The organism is Sphingopyxis sp. (genome assembly GCF_050725615.1).
Lineage (GTDB): Bacteria > Pseudomonadota > Alphaproteobacteria > Sphingomonadales > Sphingomonadaceae > Sphingopyxis.
This window is the reverse complement of the sequence record NZ_JBOHHU010000016.1, coordinates 35617-59106: the sequence shown is the minus strand read 5'-3', so window position 1 is coordinate 59106 and position 23490 is coordinate 35617. Positions and strand designations below refer to the sequence as shown.

23 protein-coding genes and 1 tRNA gene are annotated in these 23490 nt (G+C 66.8%); 12 read left to right on the top strand and 12 right to left on the bottom strand.

What is annotated here, in order from left to right:
- Window positions 1-193 precede the first annotated feature (193 nt).
- Window positions 194-865: a hypothetical protein gene (locus ACREB7_RS05890; protein WP_431591359.1), complete on the bottom strand. Its 672-nt coding sequence runs from the start codon at window positions 863-865 to the stop codon at window positions 194-196.
- Between the two features lie 148 nt (window positions 866-1013).
- Between ACREB7_RS05890 and ispH the strand changes: the two genes are divergently transcribed.
- Genes ispH through rnhA form a run of 3 tightly spaced genes read left to right on the top strand, consistent with a single transcriptional unit; the run spans window position 1014 to window position 3426 of the window.
- Window positions 1014-2000: a 4-hydroxy-3-methylbut-2-enyl diphosphate reductase gene (ispH, locus tag ACREB7_RS05885; protein WP_431591358.1), complete on the top strand. Its 987-nt coding sequence runs from the start codon at window positions 1014-1016 to the stop codon at window positions 1998-2000.
- Window positions 2000-2962 carry a homoserine kinase gene (gene thrB / locus ACREB7_RS05880; protein WP_431591357.1) on the top strand — a complete coding sequence of 321 codons (963 nt, stop codon included), beginning with the start codon at window positions 2000-2002 and terminating at the stop codon, window positions 2960-2962. Before ispH ends, thrB begins: the two co-directional genes overlap by 1 nt.
- The gene (rnhA, locus tag ACREB7_RS05875; protein ID WP_431591356.1) at window positions 2959-3426 is read left to right on the top strand and encodes a ribonuclease HI; all 468 of its coding nucleotides are present in this window, start codon (window positions 2959-2961) and stop codon (window positions 3424-3426) included. The genes thrB and rnhA overlap by 4 nt, the downstream gene beginning before the upstream one ends.
- An 18-nt stretch (window positions 3427-3444) precedes the next feature.
- On the opposite strand, the gene ACREB7_RS05870 is transcribed toward rnhA, so the two are convergent.
- Together ACREB7_RS05870 and ACREB7_RS05865 are read right to left on the bottom strand one after the other, a co-directional pair.
- Entirely contained in the window at window positions 3445-3621 is a 177-nt protein-coding gene (locus tag ACREB7_RS05870) for a YegP family protein (RefSeq protein WP_082545046.1), read from the bottom strand.
- A gap of 89 nt (window positions 3622-3710) precedes the next feature.
- On the bottom strand, window positions 3711-4841 hold the full coding sequence (locus tag ACREB7_RS05865) for an NAD(P)/FAD-dependent oxidoreductase (protein ID WP_431591355.1): 1131 nt from the start codon (window positions 4839-4841) through the stop codon (window positions 3711-3713).
- Between the two features lie 95 nt (window positions 4842-4936).
- Between ACREB7_RS05865 and ACREB7_RS05860 the strand changes: the two genes are divergently transcribed.
- From ACREB7_RS05860 to ACREB7_RS05830, 7 genes are all read left to right on the top strand, one after another.
- Window positions 4937-5425: an A24 family peptidase gene (locus ACREB7_RS05860; protein ID WP_431591354.1), complete on the top strand. Its 489-nt coding sequence runs from the start codon at window positions 4937-4939 to the stop codon at window positions 5423-5425.
- A gap of 47 nt (window positions 5426-5472) precedes the next feature.
- Window positions 5473-6510 carry a Flp pilus assembly protein CpaB gene (gene cpaB, locus ACREB7_RS05855; protein WP_431591353.1) on the top strand — a complete coding sequence of 346 codons (1038 nt, stop codon included), beginning with the start codon at window positions 5473-5475 and terminating at the stop codon, window positions 6508-6510.
- 1 nt (window position 6511) lies between these two features.
- The gene (locus ACREB7_RS05850) at window positions 6512-7990 is read left to right on the top strand and encodes a type II and III secretion system protein family protein (RefSeq protein ID WP_431591352.1); all 1479 of its coding nucleotides are present in this window, start codon (window positions 6512-6514) and stop codon (window positions 7988-7990) included.
- Between the two features lie 25 nt (window positions 7991-8015).
- Window positions 8016-8660: a CpaD family pilus assembly protein gene (locus tag ACREB7_RS05845; protein ID WP_431591351.1), complete on the top strand. Its 645-nt coding sequence runs from the start codon at window positions 8016-8018 to the stop codon at window positions 8658-8660.
- Window positions 8657-9934 (top strand): pilus assembly protein CpaE, encoded by a 1278-nt coding sequence (locus tag ACREB7_RS05840; protein ID WP_431591350.1) that lies wholly within the window; start codon window positions 8657-8659, stop codon window positions 9932-9934. Before ACREB7_RS05845 ends, ACREB7_RS05840 begins: the two co-directional genes overlap by 4 nt.
- A gap of 66 nt (window positions 9935-10000) precedes the next feature.
- On the top strand, window positions 10001-10969 hold the full coding sequence (locus tag ACREB7_RS05835) for a type II secretion system F family protein (RefSeq protein WP_431591349.1): 969 nt from the start codon (window positions 10001-10003) through the stop codon (window positions 10967-10969).
- A 13-nt stretch (window positions 10970-10982) separates the two neighbouring features.
- Window positions 10983-12008 (top strand): type II secretion system F family protein, encoded by a 1026-nt coding sequence (locus tag ACREB7_RS05830; RefSeq protein WP_431591348.1) that lies wholly within the window; start codon window positions 10983-10985, stop codon window positions 12006-12008.
- 60 nt (window positions 12009-12068) lie between these two features.
- Here ACREB7_RS05830 and ACREB7_RS05825 read toward each other — a convergent pair whose 3' ends face one another.
- A complete protein-coding gene (locus ACREB7_RS05825) occupies window positions 12069-13070 on the bottom strand; it encodes a fumarylacetoacetate hydrolase family protein (protein ID WP_431591347.1) in 1002 nt (333 codons plus the stop codon).
- Window positions 13071-13131: 61 nt separating this feature from the next.
- Window positions 13132-13557, bottom strand: coding sequence for a hypothetical protein (locus ACREB7_RS05820; RefSeq protein WP_431591346.1), 426 nt, complete (start codon window positions 13555-13557; stop codon window positions 13132-13134).
- Window positions 13558-13706: 149 nt separating this feature from the next.
- On the opposite strand from ACREB7_RS05820, the gene ACREB7_RS05815 reads away from it, so the two are divergent.
- Complete coding sequence (locus tag ACREB7_RS05815; protein WP_431591345.1) at window positions 13707-14936, top strand: ATP-binding protein; 1230 nt, start codon at window positions 13707-13709, stop codon at window positions 14934-14936.
- On the opposite strand, the gene ACREB7_RS05810 is transcribed toward ACREB7_RS05815, so the two are convergent.
- From ACREB7_RS05810 to ACREB7_RS05800, 3 genes are all read right to left on the bottom strand, one after another.
- Entirely contained in the window at window positions 14933-16249 is a 1317-nt protein-coding gene (locus tag ACREB7_RS05810) for an aspartate aminotransferase family protein (protein WP_431591344.1), read from the bottom strand. The genes ACREB7_RS05815 and ACREB7_RS05810 overlap by 4 nt on opposite strands.
- A 20-nt stretch (window positions 16250-16269) precedes the next feature.
- Window positions 16270-17211 carry a DUF808 domain-containing protein gene (locus tag ACREB7_RS05805; RefSeq protein WP_431591343.1) on the bottom strand — a complete coding sequence of 314 codons (942 nt, stop codon included), beginning with the start codon at window positions 17209-17211 and terminating at the stop codon, window positions 16270-16272.
- Window positions 17212-17287: 76 nt separating this feature from the next.
- Entirely contained in the window at window positions 17288-18259 is a 972-nt protein-coding gene (locus ACREB7_RS05800; protein WP_431591342.1) for a glucokinase, read from the bottom strand.
- Between the two features lie 147 nt (window positions 18260-18406).
- Between ACREB7_RS05800 and ACREB7_RS05795 the strand changes: the two genes are divergently transcribed.
- A complete protein-coding gene (locus tag ACREB7_RS05795; protein WP_431591341.1) occupies window positions 18407-19264 on the top strand; it encodes a class I SAM-dependent methyltransferase in 858 nt (285 codons plus the stop codon).
- Window positions 19265-19520: 256 nt separating this feature from the next.
- On the opposite strand, the gene ACREB7_RS05790 is transcribed toward ACREB7_RS05795, so the two are convergent.
- From ACREB7_RS05790 to ppdK, 4 genes are all read right to left on the bottom strand, one after another.
- A tRNA-Arg gene (locus tag ACREB7_RS05790) sits at window positions 19521-19597 on the bottom strand.
- A gap of 44 nt (window positions 19598-19641) precedes the next feature.
- On the bottom strand, window positions 19642-20169 hold the full coding sequence (locus ACREB7_RS05785) for a DUF1254 domain-containing protein (RefSeq protein WP_431591340.1): 528 nt from the start codon (window positions 20167-20169) through the stop codon (window positions 19642-19644).
- Window position 20170: 1 nt separating this feature from the next.
- The gene (locus ACREB7_RS05780; protein ID WP_431591339.1) at window positions 20171-20746 is read right to left on the bottom strand and encodes a DUF1214 domain-containing protein; all 576 of its coding nucleotides are present in this window, start codon (window positions 20744-20746) and stop codon (window positions 20171-20173) included.
- 22 nt (window positions 20747-20768) lie between these two features.
- The gene (gene ppdK / locus ACREB7_RS05775) at window positions 20769-23429 is read right to left on the bottom strand and encodes a pyruvate, phosphate dikinase (RefSeq protein WP_431591338.1); all 2661 of its coding nucleotides are present in this window, start codon (window positions 23427-23429) and stop codon (window positions 20769-20771) included.
- Window positions 23430-23490 lie beyond the last annotated feature (61 nt).

The following is a 23490-nucleotide window of genomic DNA, read 5'->3' as shown; positions in this document are numbered from 1 at the left end:
GCGGCGAGCGCGTCAAGGTCAGAGCCGATATGGTCGGTAAAGCGTCTGAACAGGGTCACGATCGGGGCCTATCTTTGATCAAAGTCCTGGCGCGCGCCCTATAGCAGCTTGGGCAACGCGAAAAGCCCTGCGTCGCCGGGTCGCGCCGCAGGGCAAAGCGAAGCGAACGGCGCGAAGCGCGCCGCCGCAAAGCCTATCGTCGGACGTTATATTCGAGCTGGTCGGGGGTCAGCTGAAAACCGACAAGCAGTTCAAAGCTGGCGCGCTGCACCGCCGTGCGGACTTCGGGGATGGTCAGCGGATCGACTGCCGCGTCCTGATCGCCGGCTTTGCGCTTGCGGGTGATGCGTTCCATGATGTCGGCGGGCAGCGTCGCCGCCGCGCGATCGACATAGGCCGATGCCTGACCATGGCCGGTGCCGCGCGTCTGGCCATCGGCGAAGCTGACGGTGACGCTGCCGAGCCGCTTGGCGACGACGGCGGTGCCGCCCTGCACCACGGTCGAGAAATAGGGGATGGTGACCGAGCGCGCCGGACCGGCGTCGCGCCGCGTCGCCACGACATCGAAATTGGCGAGCTGATAGACCTTCTCGCCGCCGTCGTTGCACTGCGGAACGACGTTGGTGATCGCCGCCACGACGTCGATCGCCGATGCGTCGCGGCTGCTGGCCGGGTCGAACAGGGTGACGTCGCCGGTGTGGAGCGGCACCGCCACGGCCGGACAGGCCGACCGCGTCGCGGTGATGCCGACGCCGCCCGCGACATCGATCTCGTTATCCTTTGCGCAGCCCGCAACCGTCGCCATGGCCGCCGTGCCGAACAGCACAGCCAGAATCTTACGCGACGGGGACGAAATGGGCATCATAATGGTCAAGGCTTTCCACTTGGCTGGAGCGACGAGGGCGATTGATCCCTGCTCCATGCGCGCCGCTTCTTATCGGGGCGATGAACGGGGCGCAACGGTGCGAAGTTGCTTTACCGCATGGCAGCCGCTGCGCTAGAGCGCCCGCGAGATGAACGCACCCCATGACATGGCGCCCGCAAAAGGCGGTGAAGCGACGGAACTGACGGTTTTGATCGCTGCTCCGCGCGGTTTTTGCGCCGGCGTCGACCGCGCCATCCGCATCGTCGAACTGGCGATCGAGCGTTATGGCGCGCCCGTCTATGTCCGGCACGAGATCGTCCATAATCGCTATGTCGTCGATGCGCTGAAGGCCAAGGGCGCCATTTTTGTCGAATCGCTCGCGCAGGTGCCCGATGGCGTTCCCGTCGTGTTCAGCGCGCATGGCGTGCCCAAGGCGGTGCCGGCCAAGGCCGAAGCGCGCGGGCTCGACTATATCGATGCGACCTGTCCGCTGGTGTCGAAAGTCCACCGCCAGGCCGAGCGGGCGCATGAAAGCGGACGTCATATCATCTTCGTCGGCCATGCCGGCCATCCCGAGGTGATCGGCACGCTCGGCCAGCTTCCCGAAGGCGCGATGACCTTGGTCGAATCGGTCGACGATGTCGCGACATTGGCGCCGCCCGATCCCGAAATGCTGTCTTTCCTGACCCAGACGACATTGTCGGTCGACGACACGCGCGACGTCATCGCCGCGCTCCAGCATCGTTTCCCGGCGATCACCGGGCCGCGCGGCGAGGATATCTGTTACGCGACGTCGAACCGCCAGGAGGCGGTGAAGGCGATCGCCGGGCGCTGCGACCGCGTCATCGTGATCGGCGCGCCCAACAGTTCGAACAGCGTGCGGCTGGTCGAAGTCGCCGAACGCATGGGCACGCCGGCGCATCTCGTCCAGCGCGGCAGCGACATCGCCCCCGCCTGGCTCTCCGACATCGACACCCTTGGCATCACCGCCGGCGCCAGCGCGCCCGAAGAACTGGTGCGCGAGGTCATCGACGCGGTCGCCGCGCATCGCCGCATCGTCGAGGACGTCGTGATCACCGCCGAGGAGAATATGACCTTCAAGCTGCCGCGCGGGCTCGAGCCGGCAGCGGCCTGATGGCGGTCTATACCGGGGTCGATCCCGACGATCTTGCCGCGCTCGTCGCCCGTTACGACATCGGCACCGTCCAGTCGTGCAAGGGCATTGCCGAAGGCGTGGAAAACAGCAATTTCCTGCTCGAAACCACGTCAGGCCGCTTCATCCTGACGCTCTATGAAAAGCGGGTGAAGGTCGAGGACCTGCCCTTCTTCGTCGACCTGCTTGCGCATCTGGCGGCGAGCGGCTGTGCGGTGCCGCCGATGATCCGCGATCGCGACGGCCTCGCGATCCAGCAGATTTCGGACCGCGCCGCGTGCATCATCCAGTTCCTGCCCGGCATTTCGCTGAACCGCCCGACGCCGGGGCAATGTGCATCGGCGGGCGCGGCGCTCGGCGGTATGCACAGCGCCCTGGCGGATTACAGCGGCGGGCGCGAAAACAGCATGGGTCATCGCCACTGGCGCGCCATCGCTGAGGCGACCGGCGACCTCGATGCGGTCCGTCCGGGGCTGGCTGCGATCGTCGCCGCCGAACTCGACTATCTCGACGCGCATTGGCCGACCGACCTGCCCGCCCATGTCATCCATGCCGACCTGTTTCCCGACAATGTCTTGATGCTCGGCGAGCGCGTAACCGGCCTGATCGACTTCTATTTCGCGGCGACCGATTTTCGGGCCTATGACGTCGCGGTCACCCATGCGAGCTGGACCTTTTCGGCCGACGGAACCCGCTGCGACGCGGCGCGCGCCAGGGCGCTGATGGCGGGCTATGCCCGCGAAATCGCGCTGACCGACGCCGAACAGGCCGCGCTGCCGTTGCTCGCACGCGGCGCCTCGCTGCGCTTCCTGCTGACCCGCGCCCATGATTGGGTGCATACGCCCGCCGATGCGCTGGTCACCCGCAAGGATCCGTCGCCCTTCCTCGAACGCCTCCGTCGCTATCAGGCCGCCGACGCCGGCGACCTCTTCGCCGCCGCATGACCGACGCGACCAGCAAGACCGTGATCGTCGCGACCGACGGCGCGTGCAAGGGCAATCCCGGCCCCGGCGGCTGGGGCGCGGTTTTGCGCTGGGGCGATGTCGTGAAAACGCTGTCGGGCGGCGAGCCCGATACGACGAACAACCGCATGGAAATGATGGCGGCGATCGAGGCGCTGGCGGCGCTGAAGCGCGGCTGCAAGATCGAACTGTCGACCGACAGCGTCTACGTCCGCGACGGCATCACCAAATGGGTCTTCGGCTGGCAGAAGAACGGCTGGAAGACCGCCGCGAAAAAGCCCGTCGCCAATGCCGACCTGTGGCAGCGGCTGGTCGCCGAGGCGGCGCGACACCAGATCGACTGGCTGTGGGTCAAGGGCCATGCCGGCCACCCCGACAACGAGATCGCCGACAAGCTGGCCAGCGACGCCGCGCTGGAGATCATGCGAAAGGCGCGGGCGCGCTGAACGCCCGCGCCCAATCGCTTATTCGGCTTCCTTGGTTTCGGCGCCGGGACCGTTTTTCTTGATCGATTCGATGGCGTTCACCGCAGACGCCTTGCTCGAATAGCCCTCGGTCCAGAACATGGTTTCGCTGTTATATTTGAAATAGGCGACAAACTCGCCGGCCTTGTTCTTCTTGATTTCGAAATAATGGGCCATTGGGGGTCCTCCATGATGCAGCCGCCGGTCCGTGCGGCTAACCCATGTTAGCCCGGTAGCGGCCATGCGCAAGCGCGCCGTTGACGCTATCAGGCAAAGCGCGACGGCGCATAAGGCGCTGGATCGATGTCGCCAAGCGCCCCGCCGGGCGCGGGCGCACCAAGCTGCCGCGCCAGCAAGGCCGCGATCGCGGGCGCAGTCTGGATACCAAAGCCGCCCTGCCCCGCGCACCAGACCAGACTCGGCACATGCGGGTCCGGGCCAAAAACCGGCAGCCGGTCGGGCGCGAAGCTGCGCAGCCCGGCCCATTTGCGCTCCACCGCCGCGATCGGCCAGTCGACAACCGACTGCAGCCGGTCGATCGCGAGCGCGACGTCGATCTCCTCAGGCGCGGCGTCGCACGGATCGCTCGGCGTTTCGTCGTGCGGGCTCAGCCAGATGCGTCCCTCGCCCTCGCCCTTGAAATAGAAATCACCGCCGATGTGACCGATCAGCGGCAGCGTGGCGGGCGTCGGCACGCCAAGCCGGACCTGCGCCAGGGTCCGCCGGTAAGCCTGGATCCCGACCCCCGCCGCGCCGCAGGCGATCGCGACATGATCGGCCCAGGCGCCGGCAGCGTTGACGATGATCGCGGCGCGAAGCGGCCCCTGTCCGGTTTCAATCGCCCAACCGTCACGCGTGCGCCGCGCGGACAGCAACGGCGCGCGGACCGACAATGCGGCCCCCGCCCGCCTGGCCGCGCGCAAATAGGCGGCATGCAACGCGCCGACGTCGATGTCGCGGCACGACGGCTCGAACGCCGCCTCGCTCCAATCGCGATTCAGGCCGGGTATGTGGCCCGCGAGCGCGGCTGGCGACAGACGCGACACCTCCACCCCCTGCGCCGCGAATTCGGCGACAAAGCCCTCCACCGCCGCCGCCTCGTCGCGCCGTCCGATCATCACGGCGGTGCGCGGCGACAGGAAAGCATGGTCCGAAAAGGCCGGATCGGGGTTCATCAGCGTGTCGAAAGACGCGGCGGTCAGCGGCTGGACGCCGATCCCGCCATAGCTTTCCTGCCAGAAAGCCGCCGAGCGCCCCGTCGCGTGATAGCCCGGCATATCCTCCGCCTCGATCATCAGAACGCGGCGATGCGGCGCGAGTGCGGCGGCGAGGCTGGCGCCCGCGATGCCGGCGCCGACGATCAGGACGTCGATGTCGGAAGGGAGCGCGCCGGTCATGCGTCGCCGCATATCCTGTGATGCCCGGAATGCAAGCGCGCCTGGCCGCCGACATGGTTACTATTTGGTAAGCCATGCCGGCTAGGAGGAAGCCCATGGACAGCGGCTCGATCTCTCTTGGCTTGATGGCGATGCTCGCCGTGCTCGTGATTGCCGCCGCCGTCAGCGACCTGCGCTCGCGCACCATCTCGAACGGCCTCAACGGCACCATCGCGCTACTCGCGATCCCCTTCTGGCTCGTATCCGGCCTGTCGGCATGGCCCGACATGACGGTCCAGATTGGCGCCGCAGTCTTGGTTTTCCTGCTGTTCGCCGGGCTTTTCTTCCTCGGCGGCATGGGCGGCGGCGACGTCAAGATGATCGGCGCGATGATGCTGTGGATCCCGCTGCCCCTGTTCATGCCGACACTGACGGTCATGGCCATCGCCGGCGGCATCCTGTCCGCCGTCATGCTGATCCACATCAAAATGCGTCCGTCCGACAAGCCGGTCGAGGTTCCTTATGGCGTCGCGATCGCCGTTGCGGGGCTTTGGGCGCTTCACCAACAATATTTTAACCAGTTTCAGTCTATCGCATCGAGTTGAGGGCAAGCACCGCCGCGTCTGGCGTGTGCAGGAGGCGAAAAATCGTCATGGATACGCGAAAGATAATGCTGATCGTCGGCGCGCTGGTCATTGCGATCGGCGCCGCATTCGGGGTCAACCAGATGATGCGTGGCGCATCGGCGCCGCAGGCACGCGCTGCCGCAGCACCCGAGGCCCAGGGTCCGATGATCCTGGTCGCCACGCGCCAGCTGCCGCTCGGGACCATTATCGGTCCCGACAGCTTCCGTTTCCAGCCCTGGCCGAAGGAACTGGTCGAAAAGGCCTATTTCCTGAAAGAAAAGACCGACGTGAACACGCTGGTCGGTACCGTCGTCCGCTATCCTATCACCGCCGGTCAGCCGCTGACGCAGGGCGCGCTCGTCCATCCTGACGACCGCGGCTTCCTCGCCGCGGCGCTTGGCCCGGGCATGCGCGCCGTGACGGTCAAGGTCAGCCAGGAACAGGGCGTCGCCGGCTTCGTCTTCCCGGGCGACCGCGTCGACGTCGTGCTGGCGCAGGAACTGAAGGTCAAGGAAGGCAGCGCCTATCCCGACGACCAGCTGTTCACCGCCGAAACGATCGTCCGCAATGTCCGCGTGCTCGCCACCGACCAGCGCTATGACGCCGAAGATGAAACGGGCAAGACCCCGGTTCGCACCTTTGGCTCGGTGACGCTCGAAGCGACGCCGGAGATCGCCGAAAAGATCGCCGTCGCACAGGATATGGGCAAATTGTCGCTCGCCCTGCGCCCGCTGGCCGAAAGCGCCGGCGAACTCGACGCCGCCATCGCATCGGGCGAAATCAATGTCCCGACCAAGGGCGGCACCGCCGCCGAGAAAAAGATGATGGCCGAAGCCGCTGCGCGCCCGACGGCAGGCCGTGGGTCGGCGACGACTGGCGGCGACGTGTCGCGCTTCTGGGTCCCGGTCAGCGGCCGCGTCTCGGCGCCGCGCCAGCAGCCCGCCAACAACTACGGCGCGCAGAACTCGAATTATGGGGGCGCCGCACCGGCAGCGCCGCGAGGTCCCGTCGTCCGCGTCACGCGCGGCGAAAAGGTCACCGAAGTGCCGGTTGGGGGTAAGTAAGATGAACAGCAAACCCAAGTATAAGGCGACCGCGCTGGCCCGCACCCTGGCCATCGGCCTGATCGCAGCCACGCTGGTAACCGCCCCCGCCCATCAGGCGATGGCGCAGGCGGTCCAGAACGCCAGCAGCAGCGTCGACCTGTCGGTCGGTCGCGGCCGGCTGATCAGCCTGCCCGCCGCGATGACCGACGTCTTCGTCGCCAACGACGACGTCGCCGACGTCCAGGTCCGTTCGAGCCGCCAGCTCTATATCTTCGGCAAGAAGCCGGGCGAGACGAGCATCTATGCGACCGACGCCAGCGGCCGGGTTGTCTATTCGACCGTCGCCCGCGTCGGCAACAATATCGAGACCATCGATCAGATGCTCTCGCTGGCGATGCCCGAAGCGACGATCGCCGCGAACACGATGAACGGCTTCGTGCTGCTCACCGGCACCGTCCAGTCGCCCGACGACGCGGCCGAGGCCGAACGGCTGGTACAGGCCTTCGTCGGCGACCAGACCAAAGTGCTCTCGCGCCTGCGCACCGCGACGCCGCTGCAGGTCAACCTGCAGGTCCGCATCGCGGAAGTGAACCGCTCGCTGGTCAAGGAAATCAGCGGCAATTTGCTGACGCGCGACACCGACGGTCCGATGGGCAACGGCTTTCTCGGCGGCGTGTTCGGTGGCCGCTCGGCGGGTTCGATCACGACCGATGCGAACGGGAACACCACCTATAACATCACGACCCCGTCAGGAACGCGCAGCCTGGCCGGCGCCGGACGCCTGTTCGGCCTCGACCTGATCGCCTCGCTCGATGCGGGCGAACGCTCGGGCATGGTCGCGACGCTGGCGCAGCCGAACCTGACCGCGATTTCGGGCGAAACCGCCGACTTCCTGGCGGGCGGCGAATTCCCGATCCCGATCCCCGGCAACTTCGCCGCGACGACGATCGAATATCGCAAATATGGCGTCAGCCTGGCCTATACGCCGACGGTGCTGTCGAACGGCCGCATCAGCCTGCGTGTCCGCCCCGAAGTGTCGGAGCTGTCGACTGAAGGCGCGATCGAAATGCAGGGTTTCCAGATCCCCGCGCTGACGATCCGCCGCGCCGAGACGACGGTCGAGCTGGGGTCAGGCGAAAGCTTTATGATCGCAGGCCTGATGAACAACCGCTCGATCGGCGCGATCGACAAGATGCCGGGCCTGGGCGACGTGCCGATCCTCGGCACCTTGTTCAAGTCGGACAGCTTCCGCCGCGGCGAGACCGAGCTGGTGATCATCGTGACGCCCTATCTGGTCCAGCCGGTGTCGGCGAACGACATCAAGCTGCCGACCGACGCCTATCGGGACGCCAACGACCTGTCGCGACTGCTGCTCAATCAGACGAGCAACGGCGTGACCGGTGGCGATCGGCCCAAGCCGCGCCTCGACACCTCGCCGGGCGACGCCGATCGCCTGCGCGATGGTGCGGACGTGTCGCCGGGCTTCAGCATCAAGTGACGCGCTGGTTTTCAGGAGCAGGATTATGAAGAAAATCGCAACTTGGACGACCCTCGCACTGGCGGCCACGCTCGCCGGCTGCACGGGCAGCGCTAACAGCAACACGAGCCTGGAATCGGTACACCAACCGATCGTCCGCAACAGCATCTATCAGTTCGACGTCGCGACCAGCGGCGGCGAACTGCCGCCCAGCGAACAGGGCCGCCTGCAGGGCTGGCTCGACGCGATGGGGGTGCGTTACGGCGACCGCATTTCGATCGAGGATCCCTCGCCCTATGGCGCCGCCCAGGCGCGCGCGTCGGTCCGCGCGATCGTCGAACGCCGTGGGCTGCTGCTCAGCGACGCGGCGCCGGTCACCACGGGTTCGGTCGCGCCGGGCAGCCTGCGCGTGGTGGTCACCCGCGCGTCCGCCTCGGTCCCGGGTTGCCCCGACTGGTCGAGCAAGTCGGCGATCAATTTCAACAACGCGACCTCGTCCAACTATGGCTGCGCGACGAACAGCAATCTCGCCGCGATGGTCGCCGACCCCAATGACCTGATCAAGGGCGCCAGCGACGAACGCCACGATCCAAGCTCGGCGACGCGCGCGATCAAGACCTATCGCGAAAAGCCGCAAACCGGCGCCGGCGAGCTCAACAAGACAGCAACCAGCCAGGGAGGCAATCAGTGAACGCGCCCTTCAAAGCCGCCGGCTTGCGTGAGCCCTTCAACGCCTTTGTGTGCGACGACGATACGCTGGAGCTGATCCGCGCCGCCGCCAACGACATGGGCTGGCCGATCGAAAAGTGCAACAAGGGCGGGCTGCGCAACGCCGTCCAGTCGCTGTCGGTCTCGGCAAGCCCGAACATCCTGTTCGTCGATATGTCCGAATCGGGTGATCCGATCAACGACATCAACGCACTGGCCGAAGTCTGCGAACCTGGCACGGTGGTGATCGCCGCCGGGCAGGTCAACGACGTCCGCCTGTACCGTGACCTGCTCTCCAGCGGCATTCAGGACTATCTGCTCAAGCCGCTGTCGCTCGACCAGGTCCGCGAATCGCTGACCATGGCGCAAGCCATGCTGTCGGCGCCGAAACATGCCGAGATGTCCGACGACAAGCCGCATCACATGATGGCGGTGGTCGGGGTGCGCGGCGGCGTGGGTGCCTCGCTGATGTCGACGTCGCTCGCCTGGGCGATGAGCGAACAGGCCGGCCGCCAGACGGCGCTGCTCGACCTCGACGTCCATTTCGGCACCGGCGCGCTGACGCTCGACCTCGAGCCCGGCCGCGGCCTGATCGACGCAATCGACAACCCGAGCCGCATCGACGGCCTGTTCATCGAACGCGCGATGGTGCGGGCGTCGGACAAGCTGAGCCTGTTGTCGGCGGAAGCACCGATTCACCAGCCGGTGATGACCGACGGGTCGGCCTTCTTCCAGTTGGAGGAGGAGCTACGCAACGCGTTCGAGATGACGATCGTCGACATCCCGCGCCACGTGCTGATCCCCTTCCCCCACCTGGTGTCGGAAGTCGGGACGATCCTGCTGGTGAGCGACGTGACGCTCGCCTCGGCGCGCGACACGATCCGCATCCTGTCGTGGTTCAAACAGAATGTTCCGGGCGCCCGCGTGATCCTGGTCGCGAACAAATATCAGAACGCGATCGGCGAGCTGTCGCGCAAGGAATTCGAATCGTCGATCGAGCGCCAGATCGACATCGTCATTCCGTTCGATCCGAAACTGGTCAGCCAGTCGGCAAAGCTCGGCAAATCCTATGCCGAAATCTGCAAGGGCACCAAGGCGAGCGCCGTGTGGAACCAGCTGATGCGGCTGATCCTCGACGGCGCGGATTCGGAACCCGAAGAGGTCGTCAGCCCCGCCGCCAAGGCCAAATCGGGCGGCTCGCTGCTCGGCAAGCTGGGCGGCATCGGCGGCATGATGGCCAAAAAAGGCGCGAAATAAGGGAGACGGCGGCCGGGTGATCGGCCGCCGCCTGCCCCTCGGACAAGAAGCGGACGAAAGCCGATCATGGACCTGACAGTCATCCTTGTCGCCGGTGGCGCCTTTCTGGCCTTCACCATGCTTGTCCTGTTCGCCGGCCCATCGGCGGGCAAGGCAAAGACACGCCGCCTGGCGATGGTGAAGGATCGCCACGCCGCCTCGACCGAAGCGGTCGTCGCGGCGCAGATGCGCAAGACGATCCAGGCGGTCGGCGGCCGCGGCAACACCAAGATTTCGAATCTGATGCCGCGCCGCGAAGAAATGGAAAAGCGCCTGCGCCGGACCGGCAAGAGCTGGACCGTCAGCCAGTATATGATGGCGTCGATGGCCCTGTTCGTCGGGGTCACCGGCCTGCTGCTGCTGGTCCGCAGCCCGTTCCTGCTCGCGGGATTGGTGGGTTTGGCGGCGGCACTCGGCCTGCCCTATTTTGTCGTCGGCAGCATCATCAAGAAGCGCGTCGCCAAATTCAACGCCCGCTTCCCCGATGCGATCGACCTGCTCGTCCGCGGCCTGCGGTCGGGCCTGCCGGTCACCGAAACCTTCCAGATCGTCAGCCAGGAAGTGCCGGGGCCCGTGGGCGAGGAATTCAAGGGCGTCATCGAACGCATTCGCATCGGCAACACGATGGAAGCTGCGTTGCAGGAATCGGCCGAAATGCTCGGCACCCCCGAATTCCAGTTTTTCTGCATCACGATCGCGATCCAGCGCGAGACCGGCGGCAACCTGGCCGAGACGCTCGCCAACCTGTCCGACGTGCTGCGCAAGCGCGCGCAGATGAAGCTGAAGATCCGCGCCATGTCGTCGGAAGCCAAGGCGTCGGCCTATATCGTCGGTGCGCTGCCCTTCTTCGTGTTCGGCGTCGTCTATTCGATGAACCCCGGATATCTGGGCGGCTTCTTTTACGAAGAGCGTCTGATCATCACCGGGCTGGGCGGGCTGATCTGGATGGGCATCGGTGCGTTCATCATGTCGCGCATGATCAGCTTCGAAATCTGAGGGGCACGACGAAATGAACAGCAACCTGCTCCTCGCCACCTTCACCGGCGCGACCGCCGGTCCGACCGTCCTCGGCATCGACGTCATCTGGGTCGCCACCACGCTGGCCGCGCTGGGCGTCGCTGCGGTGCTCGTCGCGCTCTATGGCGCGCTGACCGTCCGCGACCCGATGGCGAAGCGCGTCAAAGCGCTCAACGAACGCCGCGAGCAACTCAAGGCCGGCATCACCGCCTCGACCGCGAAGCGTCGCGCCAAGCTGGTCCGCAAGAACCAGACCGCCGACAAGATGCGGACCTTCCTCGGCAAGCTGCAGGTGCTGCAGGAAGGCCAGATCAAGGAGGTCCAGCAGAAGCTGGCGCAGGCGGGTATCCGCTCGAAGGATCTGGCGGTTGCTGTGATCTTTGGCCGTCTGGTCCTGCCGATCGTGTTCGGCGGCATCGCCGCCTTCCTGATTTACGGCATCGATTTCTGGCCGACTTTGACCCCGTTCAAGCGCTCGGCCGCGACGATGCTCTCGTTGATCCTGGGCTATAAGGCGCCCGACCTGTTCGTCGACAACAAGCGCTCGAAACGCACCGACGCGATCCGCAAGGGCCTGCCTGACGCGCTCGACCTGCTCGTCATCTGCGCCGAAGCCGGCCTGACGGTCGACTCCGCCTTTTCGCGGGTGTCCAAGGAACTCGGCCGCGCCTATCCCGAACTGGGCGAGGAATTCGCGCTCACCTCGATTGAGCTCGGCTTCCTGACCGAGCGCCGCCAGGCGTTCGAGAACCTGGCCTATCGCGTCAATCTGGAGTCGGTGAAGGGCGTGGTCACGACCATGATCCAGACCGAGAAATATGGTACGCCGCTGGCCAGCGCGCTGCGCGTCCTGTCGGCCGAATTCCGCAACGAACGCATGATGCGCGCCGAGGAAAAGGCCGCGCGCCTGCCCGCGATTATGACCGTGCCGCTGATCCTGTTCATCCTGCCGTGCCTGTTCATCGTGATCTTGGGCCCGGCCGCCTGTTCGCTCAAGGACGCGCTGATCGACATGTAAAAGGCGCCCCCTCCCGTCCGCGGGAGGGGGTTCGCCATGTCGTCGCACCATCCGCCGTCGTCAGGCCACCGACTGCTCGATCGCCCCGAAGATGCTGTGATGACGCTCGTCGTCCATCCAGATCCGGACCGTGTCGCCCTTTTGCATGAAGGGCGTCTTCGCCTCGCCGCCCAGGATCGTTTCGACCGTGCGTACTTCGGCGAGGCAGCTGTAACCAAGTCCGCCCTGCGCGATCGGCTTGCCCGGCCCGCCGTCCGCGTCGCGGTTCGACACCGTGCCCGACCCGATGATCGTTCCCGCGCCAAGATCGCGGGTCTTCGCCGCATGGGCGATCAACGCGCCAAAGTCGAAGGTCATATCGACCCCCGCATCGGCGCGGCCGAGCGGCTGGCCGTTGAGGTCGACGCAGAGGGTGCCGTGCAGCTTACCGTCCTTGAAACGATCGCCGAGCGCATCGGGGGTGACGAACACCGGCGACATCGCGCTCGACGGTTTCGCCTGGAAAAAGCCGAACCCCTTGGCGAGTTCGGCCGGGATCAGTCCGCGCAGCGAGACGTCGTTGGTCAGCCCGACAAGCAGGATATGATCGCGCGCCGCGACCGCGTCGACGCCGGCCGGCACGTCGCCGGTCACCACGACCACCTCGGCCTCCATGTCGCAGCCCCATGCCGGATCGCCGAGCGGGATCGGGTCGCGCGGGGCAAGGAACGCATCGCTGCCGCCCTGATACATCAGCGGATCGTGCCAGAAACTGTCGGGCATCTCGGCGCCGCGCGCCTGTCGCACCAGCGCGACATGGTTCACATAGGCGCTGCCATCGGCCCATTGATAGGCGCGCGGCAAGGGCGACGCCGCGTCGCGTTCGTGGAACCGCTCCTTCGGGATCGCATCATGGTTGAGATCCTCGGCCAGCGCGGCGAGCCGCGGCGAGGCATAGGCCCAATTGTCGAGCGCAGCCTGCAACGTCGGGACGATGTGACCCGCGTCGGCGTACCAGGCGAGATCGTCCGACACGACGACGAGCCGCCCGTCGCGACCCTTCTTCAGCGAGGCTAGTTTCACAGAAATTCCTTTGTCTGGCGATGCGGGGGAAAGGCCGCCACCGCCGACGAAAGGGCGATGATCAGCGCTGCATCGTGATCGATGCGAAACAGGTAAAGCCGCTCTGCCCCGCCTGCAAGCGCCGGATATACTGAAGATAGGCCTGCGACTGATTATAGGTCGTGCCGGGCAGCGTCTGCCCCCGGAATGCGCGCTTCACTTCTTCGCCGGTGAAGGGCCGCGGCGAGCCGGGGAAAGCGTCCTTGGTGCCGGCAGCGACCAGATTGCCCTTGGCGTCGATATATTTGCCAGCCCCCGAGACGTCGGGGACCGGAATCTGGCAGTTCATCACCGACACGGCGGTCTGGGCGAAGGCGGGACGGATCGTCAGCGCCGCCGACACACCGACCGCGCCGAGCATCAGCGCCCGGCGACGCGTCGGCACCGCTTCGATCGCATTGTCGGAATCGGGTGCGCCCGCGCCGGTCGGCATATCGTCCTGTTCCATGGTCGGCGCATAAACCAAGGAGGACGCGGGGAAAAGCAAAACACCGCGCGCTCGCCGCCGCATCCCGTTTCGGGACATTCGCCGACAAAGCGTTAATCGCCGCGAACGCCCTTGCGCAAAAGGCCCGCTTCGTGTCAGGCGCAGAGCCGATGTTCGACCGCCTTTCCAGCCTCGTCGTCGCGCTGACCCTGGTCGCCATCGCGGCGATTCTGGCCGCGCTGGCCGGCGGCAACGCTTTGACGATCGCGATCGTCGCGCTCGCCGGGGTCACCGCCGCCGCGATCGTCTATTCCGCGCTGCCCGGCGCGGTCATCGTCGAAACCCGCACCGACGCCGTGCAGGCGCCGGCCCCGCCGCCGACATCGCTGCTTCGCCATCCCGATTTCGCGCTCTGGGCCGACCAGGAAAAGGAACCGTTGCTGGGTTGCGACGGCAATATCGTCACGCTGGCCAACGACGCCGCGATCCGCCTGCTGGGCCGCCATATCGTCGGCGCCGATGTCCGTACCGCGATCCGCCATCCCGCCGCGACCGAATGGTTGTCGGGCAGCGCGACGCCCGAGACGCCCGAGCCGATCAACCTCGTCGATTTTCCGCGCCCCGGCCAGCGCTGGACGATGCGCATCGCGACGCTGTCGGGCGGGCAAAAGATCATCTTCCTCGCCGATCGCGCCGCGATCGACGCCGCCGACCGGATGCGGTCGGACTTCGTCGCCAACGCCAGCCACGAACTGCGCACGCCGCTCGCCGCCATCCTCGGCTATGTCGAAACGCTGCAAGACATGAACGGCGAAGCCGACAGCGCGACGCGCCACCGTTTCCTGTCGATCATCGAGCGCGAGGCGCGGCGGATGCAGCAGCTCGTCATCGATCTGCTGTCGATCTCGCGGGTCGAGGCTGACCGGTTCCGACGCCCGACCGCGCAAGTGAACCTGACCGCGATCGTCCAAACGACGATCGCGCAATTGCGCGACAGCGAACGCCCGCGAGCGAAGGATATCGTGGCGGCGTTCGACGACAGCGCCTTCCCGATGCTCGGCGACGAGGCGCAGCTCGGCCAGCTGGCGCATAATATCATCTCCAACGCGATGAAATATGGCCGCACCGACACGCCAGTGACGGTCGAATTGCTGCGCGAAGCCCCGCGCGTCCGGCTGTCGGTCCGCGACGAGGGCGAAGGCATCGCGCCCGACCACCTGCCCCGCCTGACCGAACGTTTCTACCGCGTCGACGAAGCGCGCAGCCGGTCGGTGGGCGGGACGGGGCTGGGCCTGGCGATCGTCAAGCACATCAGCGAGCGCCACCAGGGCCAGCTCGATATCGAAAGCGAGGTCGGCAAGGGGACGCGGGTGTCGGTGGCGTTTCCGCTCGCCGGTTAGGCGATCGTCTCGACCAGATCGCCCAGCTTGCCGAATATTTCGTCGATCTGCGCCCGCTCGACGATCAGCGGCGGTGACAGCGCGATGATGTCGCCGGTGGCGCGGACGAGCAGGCCGTTGTCGAAGGCGGCGTGGAACAGCTCGGTCGCGCGCGCGGTCGGCGCGCCGGGGCGCGGTTCGAGTTCGATGCCGGCGACCAGCCCGATGGTGCGGATGTCGATGATATGGCGCCGCCCCTTCAGGCTGTGCGCGGCGTCGTCCCAATAGGCGGCGAGATCGGCGGCGCGGTCGAACAGGCCGTCGCGGGCATAGAGATCGAGCGTCGCGAGGCCGGCGGCGCTGGCGAGCGGGTGACCCGAATAGGTGTAGCCGTGGAACAGCTCGATCCCGCCCGGGACGCTGTCGATCACGGCGTCATGAAGGTCGCGCTTCACCGCGACCGCGCCCATCGGGACCGCGGCGTTGGTCAGCCCCTTGGCCATGGTCAGGATGTCGGGGGTGACGCCCCACGCCTCGGCCGCGGTGGCGGCCCCGACGCGGCCGAAGGCGGTGATCACCTCGTCGAAGATCAGCAATATGCCGTGGCGGTCGCAGATTTCGCGGAGGCGCTGCAGATAGCCGACTGGCGGGATCAGCACCCCGGTCGAGCCCGCCATCGGCTCGACGATCACCGCCGCGATCGTCTCGGCGCCGTGGAGGTCGACGAGGCGTTGCAGGTCGTCGGCGAGTTCGGCGCCCTGCGGCGGGAAGCCGCGCGCGAAGGCGTTGCCGGGAACGCCGTGGGTGTGGCGGATATGGTCGGCGCCGGGCAGGCCGGGGCCGAAGGCGCGACGGTTGTTGCCGATGCCGCCGACGCTGATCCCGCCAAAGCCGGTGCCATGATAGCCGCGCTCGCGCCCGATCAGCCGCGTCCGGCTCCCCTGCCCGCGCGCACGCTGCACCGCGAGCGCAATTTTCAGCGCCGTATCCACCGATTCGCTGCCGCTATTGGTGAAGAATATGCGGTCGAGACCGTCGGGCATCAGCGCCGCGACGCGGCTGGCGAGTTCGAAGACGAGCGGGTGGCCAAGCTGAAAGGTCGGCGCGAAATCGAGGGTCCGCGCGGTTTGAGCGATCGCCTCGGCGATCTCGGGCCGGCAATGGCCGGCATTGCAGCACCACAGCCCTGCGGTGCCGTCGAGGATTTCGCGGCCGTCGGCGCTTTGGTAAAACATGCCGCTTGCCGAGACGAGCTGGCGCGGGTTCGCCTTATACGCCCGGTTCGCGGTGAAGGGCATCCAGAAGGCCGCCAGCGGATCATTTTCACCCTGCATGTCGGCCTCTCCTCTCGGTTTTAATGCGCGGCCTGCTTGCGGCCCGGAATCAGATGGATCGCCCCGACGATGATCGCGCCGAGCACCAGCCCGAAGATGCCCGCGCCGCCGGCGTTGACCAGCCAGTCCCACACGCCGGCCAACGGCAGGCCGCCGGACAGGCGTTCGGCAAAATGCTCGAGCGGTTCGGACAGGTTGACCAGATGAAGGTCGTGCAGGCCATGCAGCACGATCTGCCCGCCGACCCACAGCATCGCCGCCGTCCCGATCGCCGCGAGCGCCGCCAACAGCTTGGGCATGAAGGCGACCAGCCCGCGCCCGATCGCGCGCCCGGCGGCGGCCTTGCCCTTGCTCATGTGCAGCCCGATGTCGTCCATCTTCACGATCAGGCCGACGACGCCGTATACCGCAATCGTGATAACGATCGCGACGACCGCGAGCGTCGCGGCGCGCATGCCGAGCGGTTCCGACAGAACTTCATTGAGCGCGATCACCATGATTTCGCCCGACAGGATGAAATCGGTGCGGATCGCGCCCGACACCATTTCCTCTTCGTGATTCTTGTCGGCGACCAGCGCGACATCTTCCTCGAGCGGATGATCCTTGGCGGTCAGGCTGTGCCAGACCTTCTCTGCACCCTCGAAGCAGAGATAGGCGCCGCCGACCATCAGGATCGGGGTGATCGCCCATTGCGCGAGCGACGACAGCAGCAGCAGCACCGGCAGGATGAAGATCAGCTTGTTCTTGATCGACCCCTTGGCGATGCGCCAGATGATCGGCAGTTCGCGGTCGGGGGTGAAGCCGGTCAGGTAGCGCGGGGTCACTGCGGTATCGTCGACGACGACGCCCGCAGCCTTCACCCCGGCCTTCGATGCCGCCGCACCGATATCGTCGATGCTCGCCGCCGCGACCTTGGCGATGGTCGCCACATCGTCGAGCAGCGCGAAAAGTCCTGAAGGCATAAAAGTTTGATCCCCGTTGCGGTTTCCCCCGCTCTATCGAGCCGGAGCGCCATGCGAAAGGGGATGTTGCACCGCATCAGAGATGCTGGCGCGCAAAAGCTGCGGCCGCGCCGAACAGGCCGGGCTGCGGATGGGTAATCAGCTTGACCGGGAGCGCCGCCATAAAACCCTCGAACCGCCCCTTTTCGACGAAGCGTTCGGGAAAGCCCGATTTCACCAGACTGTCCTTGATGCGAAGCCCCAACCCGCCCGCGATCACCACGCCGCTGGCGCCCTGCGCCAGCGCGAGGTCGCCCGAAACGCTACCAAGCGACAGGCAGAAACGATCGATCGCGGCGGCAGCAAGGCTGTCGGCGCCGCTACCGCCGTTGGTCCAGATCGTGCGGTCGTCGAGCGGAGTCACCGCGCGCCCCTCGATCGCCGCGAGCGTTTCATAGATGTCGACGATGCCCGGCCCTGACACGATGCGCTCGATCGACACGCGGCGGTGGCGTTTGCGCAGCCGCGCGAGGATCGCATCCTCGATGCTGTCGAGCGGCGCGAAGTCGATATGCCCGCCCTCGGTCGCCTGGACACGATAATCGCCGCCGTCGCGCCAGATATGCGCGACGCCGAGCCCCGTGCCCGGACCGATGATGCTGATCGTCCCGGTATCGGGAAGCGGCATGTCGGGACCGCAGAGCGTCTCGAAATAGCCTGCGTTGGCCTGCGCCACGGCATGGCCGACCGCCTCGAAATCATTGACCAGCACCGACCGGTCGACCCCGAGTTTTTCGCTAATCAGCGCGGGGCGGATGATCCACGGATTGTTGGTGAAGCGAATGACCTCTCCGCGCGTCGGCCCGGCGATCGCGATCGCGACGGCGCGCGGCAGGCTGCCGCCCTGTTGCGCCGCGAAATCCTGCCACGCGGTCTGGAAGCTCGCATGATCCCTGGTATGCAGCGTCGTCGCTTCGCCGAGCGACAGGACGCGGCCAGCCGCGACTTCGGCGATCGCGAAGCGCGCATGGGTGCCGCCGATATCGACCGTGACGATGGTTTCGCTCATATCTCTCCCTGACGGCGTTGCGCGGCAATCTGGTCGCGAGACTGTCGCATGGCCCCGCGGCTGGCAACAGGGCATAGCTATGCGGGGGATTTGCCCTCGCGCCGGATATTCGGTACTTGAGAATAAATCGCAATAAGGAGCATCGCCATGACCAGCGCCCCACCTTCCCGCACCCATGAATGGGCGGGCGCGAGCGGCGACAATTGGGTCGTCCATCAGCAACGGCTCGACCTGATGCTCGAGGCGTTCGGCGAGACCGCGATCGCCGCCGCCGGGATCGCCCCCGCCGACCATATTCTCGACATCGGCTGCGGCGCGGGCGCGACGAGCTTCGCCCTCGCCGAGAGGGTCGGCCCTGACGGCCAGGTGCTCGGCGTCGATATTTCGCCGCAGCTGGTCGCGCGCGCCCGGGCCAGCGCCCCGGCCGGCGCGCCGGTCCTGTTCCAGCTCGCCGATGCCGCGACGGCGGCGCTCCCGCCTGCGGCGTTCGACCTGATCTTTTCACGCTTTGGGGTGATGTTCTTTGACGATCCGGTCGCGGCCTTCGCCCATATGCGCGCGGCGCTCCGACCGGACGGCCGGCTTGCCTTCGCGTGCTGGCGCGCGCCTGCGGACAATGACTGGGTGCGGCTGCCGATGGCGGCGATCCGGCCCCTCGTCACGCCGCCGCCGACCGACCCGCTGGCCCCCGGTCCCTTCGCCTTTGCCGACCGCGAACGAGTCGAAACCATCCTGACCGCTGCGGGCTTTGCGGACATCGAAATGGCGCCGTTCGATGCGGTCATTCCCTATGGCTGGGGCGCGACGCGCGCGGAGGCGATCGACGACGCGGTGCGGCTCGCCTCGGCGGTCGGCCCGCTGTCGCGAGCGCTGGCCGATCAACCCGATGATATCAGGGAAAAAGCCGCCGCCGCAGTGCGCGCCGCCCTTGCCGAACGGCCCGGCGAAACATCGCTTTTATTGGACGGCGCGGCGTGGATCGTGACCGCGAAAAACAGGAAATAAAATCGCCGGACGGCATGATGACGGCGCTGTCCGTCGACCACGAATCAGGCTATGATAGGCGTGATCGCGGGTGCGGCCACGGACGTCTGCCTGGGGGGTATAACAGGCCCCGCGATCACCAACCGCGAGACGTTTCGGACGTATTGCCCGGGGTATTCATCCACTTGCATCGGGCCTCGCGGCCAGGCCGCCAGATCGGCGCCTGGGCGGCCGCTGAGCGGCGCCTTGAGCGGCCATCCGACTGTCGTGAAGGAAATGGCGCACCCGGAACGATTCGAACGTCCGACCCTCAGATTCGTAGTCTGATGCTCTATCCAGCTGAGCTACGGGTGCGTGGAGCAGCGCCTTTACGGGGCGATGCGCGGGGGCGCAACCCCCTATTTCAGCTTTGTGACCGGTGCGCACGACGACTCGCGCCGCGCCGCCTCAAGCCCGCCGATTTCGCTTGGGTCCTTGAGCAGCAGGCGGATCAGCGCGATGCCGCGATCATGGCCGGTACGCACGACCTCGACGCCCGCCGGCACCGCCTGCCCGTCGCGCGCGACGATGATTCGATAGGGCTTGCCGCCCGCCGCGACATCGTTGCGGACGAAGATGACATCGGTCGCCGCATCGAAGATGCTGAGCGAGCTGTAGCGACCGGGGACCGGCGCGAGATCGATCGCGAGCGGCCCGGCCGACAGGTCATAGGGGCAGCTGGAATAAGCGAGGTCGGGGCTCGGCCGCACGACCGGCTGGCGTTCGGGGGTGGCGAGATTGCCGTAAGACATGGTGTTCACCCCACCCTGCCCCAGCCGCTCCATCGCGACATTCATCAGGCCATAGGGCGCATAGGCGATCGCACCCCAAGCGGTCGCGGCCGCGACGATCAGGCCGAACAGGACCGGGCCGAGCCAGCGCCGCATCTCAGCAGCCCTCCTTGACGAGGCGCGGCAGCACGGCCTTTGTCGGATCGGCGCGGAACGCCTTGCCCGGATTATACATGCGCAGCGTCAGCTGGAAGGGCTGCCCCTTGATGCCCGGGAGCCATGCGGCGTCGGCGGGCTTGTCGGGCGCTATGGTGACGCGCCACTCGCCCTTCGCATCGAGCGCGACATTGGCGCCGTTGACCGACCAGCGCCGCGCCGCGTTGTCGACCAGATAGCCTTTTTCGTCATAGACGGTGACGCTCCACCAGCGCGCGTCGAGCGTCTGGCCCGACAGGCTGTAGCGGCAGTTGCCGTCGAGCGGCGCGCCCGCCGCGTCGGTCTTCGCCATCCAATAGACGGTTTCGGTCGCGGGCAGCGCGAGCAGCCCCGAGCGCGCGACCATCGCGCGCGTCAGCGGATCGGTCGCCCTGGTCCCGTAACCGAGCGAGGTCGTCCACGGCCCGTTGCGGATGCCGCCGTCGCCGAGCCCGCCGCTGGTGAGCGCCCAAGCCGTGCCGAGCCCCACCGCCAATCCGCCCACCAGGGTGATCGCATAGCGGTGCCAGCTCTTCATGCGCGGCCTTCTCCCTCTGTGCTTACCCTTTTTTCAGCGCAGCCTGCGCTGCCGCCAGCCGGGCGATGGGCACACGGTAAGGCGAGGCGCTGACATAGTCGAGGCCGGTCGCTTCGCAGAAATGGATGCTCGGCGCGTCGCCGCCATGCTCGCCGCAGATGCCGAGCTTGACGTTCGGGCGCGTCTTGCGACCGCGATCGGCGGCGATCTCGATCAATTGCCCCACGCCCTCGACATCGAGGCTGACGAACGGATCGGTCAGGAAGATGCCCTTGTCGACATATTGGGTCAGGAAGCGGCCCGCGTCGTCGCGGCTGATCCCGATCGTCGTCTGGGTGAGGTCGTTGGTGCCGAAGCTGAAGAACTCCGCCGTCTCGGCGATCTCACCCGCCATCAGCGCGGCGCGCGGCAATTCGATCATCGTGCCGACGAGGTAGGCGATCTCGCGGCCCTTTTCGGCGAACACCGCCTTTGCCTGCGCGTCGACAACCGCCTTCATCAGGTCGAACTCGCGGCGCGTCGCGACGAGCGGGATCATCACCTCGGGGATCGGCGCGGCGCCGGTTTCGGCGGCGACGTCGCACGCCGCCTCGAAGATCGCGCGCGCCTGCATCTCATAGATTTCGGGGTAGGTGACGCCGAGGCGGCAACCGCGATGACCGAGCATCGGGTTGAATTCATGCAGCTCGTTGGCGCGCGCCTTCAATGCCTCGATGCCCACGCCGGCTGCGGCGGCGACATCGGCGAAATCCTCCTCGCGCGTCGGCAGGAATTCGTGGAGCGGCGGGTCGAGCAGGCGGATAGTGACCGGAAGCCCCGCCATCACCTGGAAAATCCCGGCAAAGTCGCCGCGCTGTTCGGGGAGCAGCTTGGCGAGCGCGGCGCGGCGGCCCTCCTCGCTGTCGGCGAGGATCATTTCGCGCACTGCGGTGATGCGCGCGGCGTCGAAGAACATATGCTCGGTGCGGCACAGCCCGATGCCCTCGGCGCCGAAATCGCGCGCGACCTGGGCGTCCTGGGGCGTTTCGGCGTTGGCGCGCACCTTCATGCGGCGAACCTTGTCGGCCCACACCATCAGCGTACCGAAATCGCCGACCAGTTCGGGGAGCAGGGTCGGAACCTCGCCCGCCATCACTTCGCCGGTCGAACCGTCGAGCGTCAGGATATCGCCCTCGCGCAGTTCGCGCCCGCCGACACGCAGCACGCGGGCGTTGCCGTCGATGCTGAGCCCGCCGGCGCCCGAGACGCAGGGGCGGCCCATGCCGCGCGCGACGACGGCGGCGTGGCTGGTCATGCCGCCGCGCGCGGTCAAAATGCCCTTCGCCGCGTGCATGCCGTGAATGTCCTCAGGCGAGGTTTCGACGCGGACGAGGATCACCGCTTCGCCCATTTCGGCAGCCTTTTCGGCGCTGTCGGCGGTGAACATGATCTTGCCCGACGCGGCGCCGGGGCTGGCGGGCAGCCCCTTGGTCAGCACGTCGCGCGGCGCGGCGGGGTCGAGCGTCGGGTGGAGCAACTGGTCGAGCGCGCCCGGATCGACGCGGCCAACGGCTTCTTCCTCTGAAATCAGCCCCTCGGCCGCCATGTCAACCGCGATCTTGAGCGCCGCCTTGGCGGTGCGCTTGCCCGAGCGAGTCTGGAGCATCCACAATTTGCCGCGCTCGACGGTAAATTCGATATCCTGCATGTCGCGGTAATGGCCCTCGAGCCGGTCGAAGACCTGGCCAAGCTCGACGAAGGTTTCGGGCATCGCCTCTTCCATCGACAGCGGCTTGGCCCCGGCGGTCTCGCGCGCCGCTTTGGTCAGGTACTGCGGGGTGCGGATGCCCGCGACGACGTCCTCGCCCTGCGCATTGATCAGCCATTCGCCGTACCAGGCGTTGGCGCCGGTCGCGGGGTCGCGGGTGAAAGCGACGCCCGTCGCCGAGGTGTCGCCCATATTGCCGAACACCATCGCCTGCACGCTGACCGCGGTGCCCCATTCGCCGGGGATCGAATTGATCCGGCGATAGACCCGCGCGCGGTCGCTTTCCCAGCTGGTGAAGACCGCGCCGATCGCGCCCCACAATTGATCCTGCGGGTCCTGCGGAAAGGGCGCGCCGGTCGCCTTTTGCACGATCGCCTGATATTCGGCGACGAGCGCCTGCCAGTCCTCGGCCGACATGTCGGTGTCGAGGTAGAAACCCCGATCTTCCTTGGCGATTTCCAGCGCTTCCTCGAAATCGCCATGGTCGAGGCCCATGACGACATCGGCGTACATCTGGATGAAGCGGCGATAGCTGTCCCACGCGAAACGCGCATCGCCCGACGCCTCGGCCAGCCCGACGACGGTGGCGTCGTTGAGCCCGAGGTTGAGCACGGTGTCCATCATGCCCGGCATCGACACGCGCGCGCCCGAGCGCACCGAGACGAGCAAGGGGTTGGCGGGATCGCCGAAGCTCTTGCCGGTAACGCGCTCGATATGCGCGATGCCCGCCGCGACCTGTTCGCCGAGCGCGGTCGGGAACTGCTCGCCCTGCGCATAATAAGCGGTGCAGACTTCGGTGGTGACGATATAGCCCGGCGGGACCGGCAGGCCGATCGAGGCCATTTCGGCGAGGTTCGATCCCTTGCCGCCCAGCAATTCCTTCGACCGCTCGGCTGTTGTCGCGTCGCCGCCGAAAAGATGCACCATCGTCGTCATGTCATGCTCCTGCTGCCCCGGGGAGGAGGTTGCGGCTGGGTAGGTATGCAATCGTAATTGG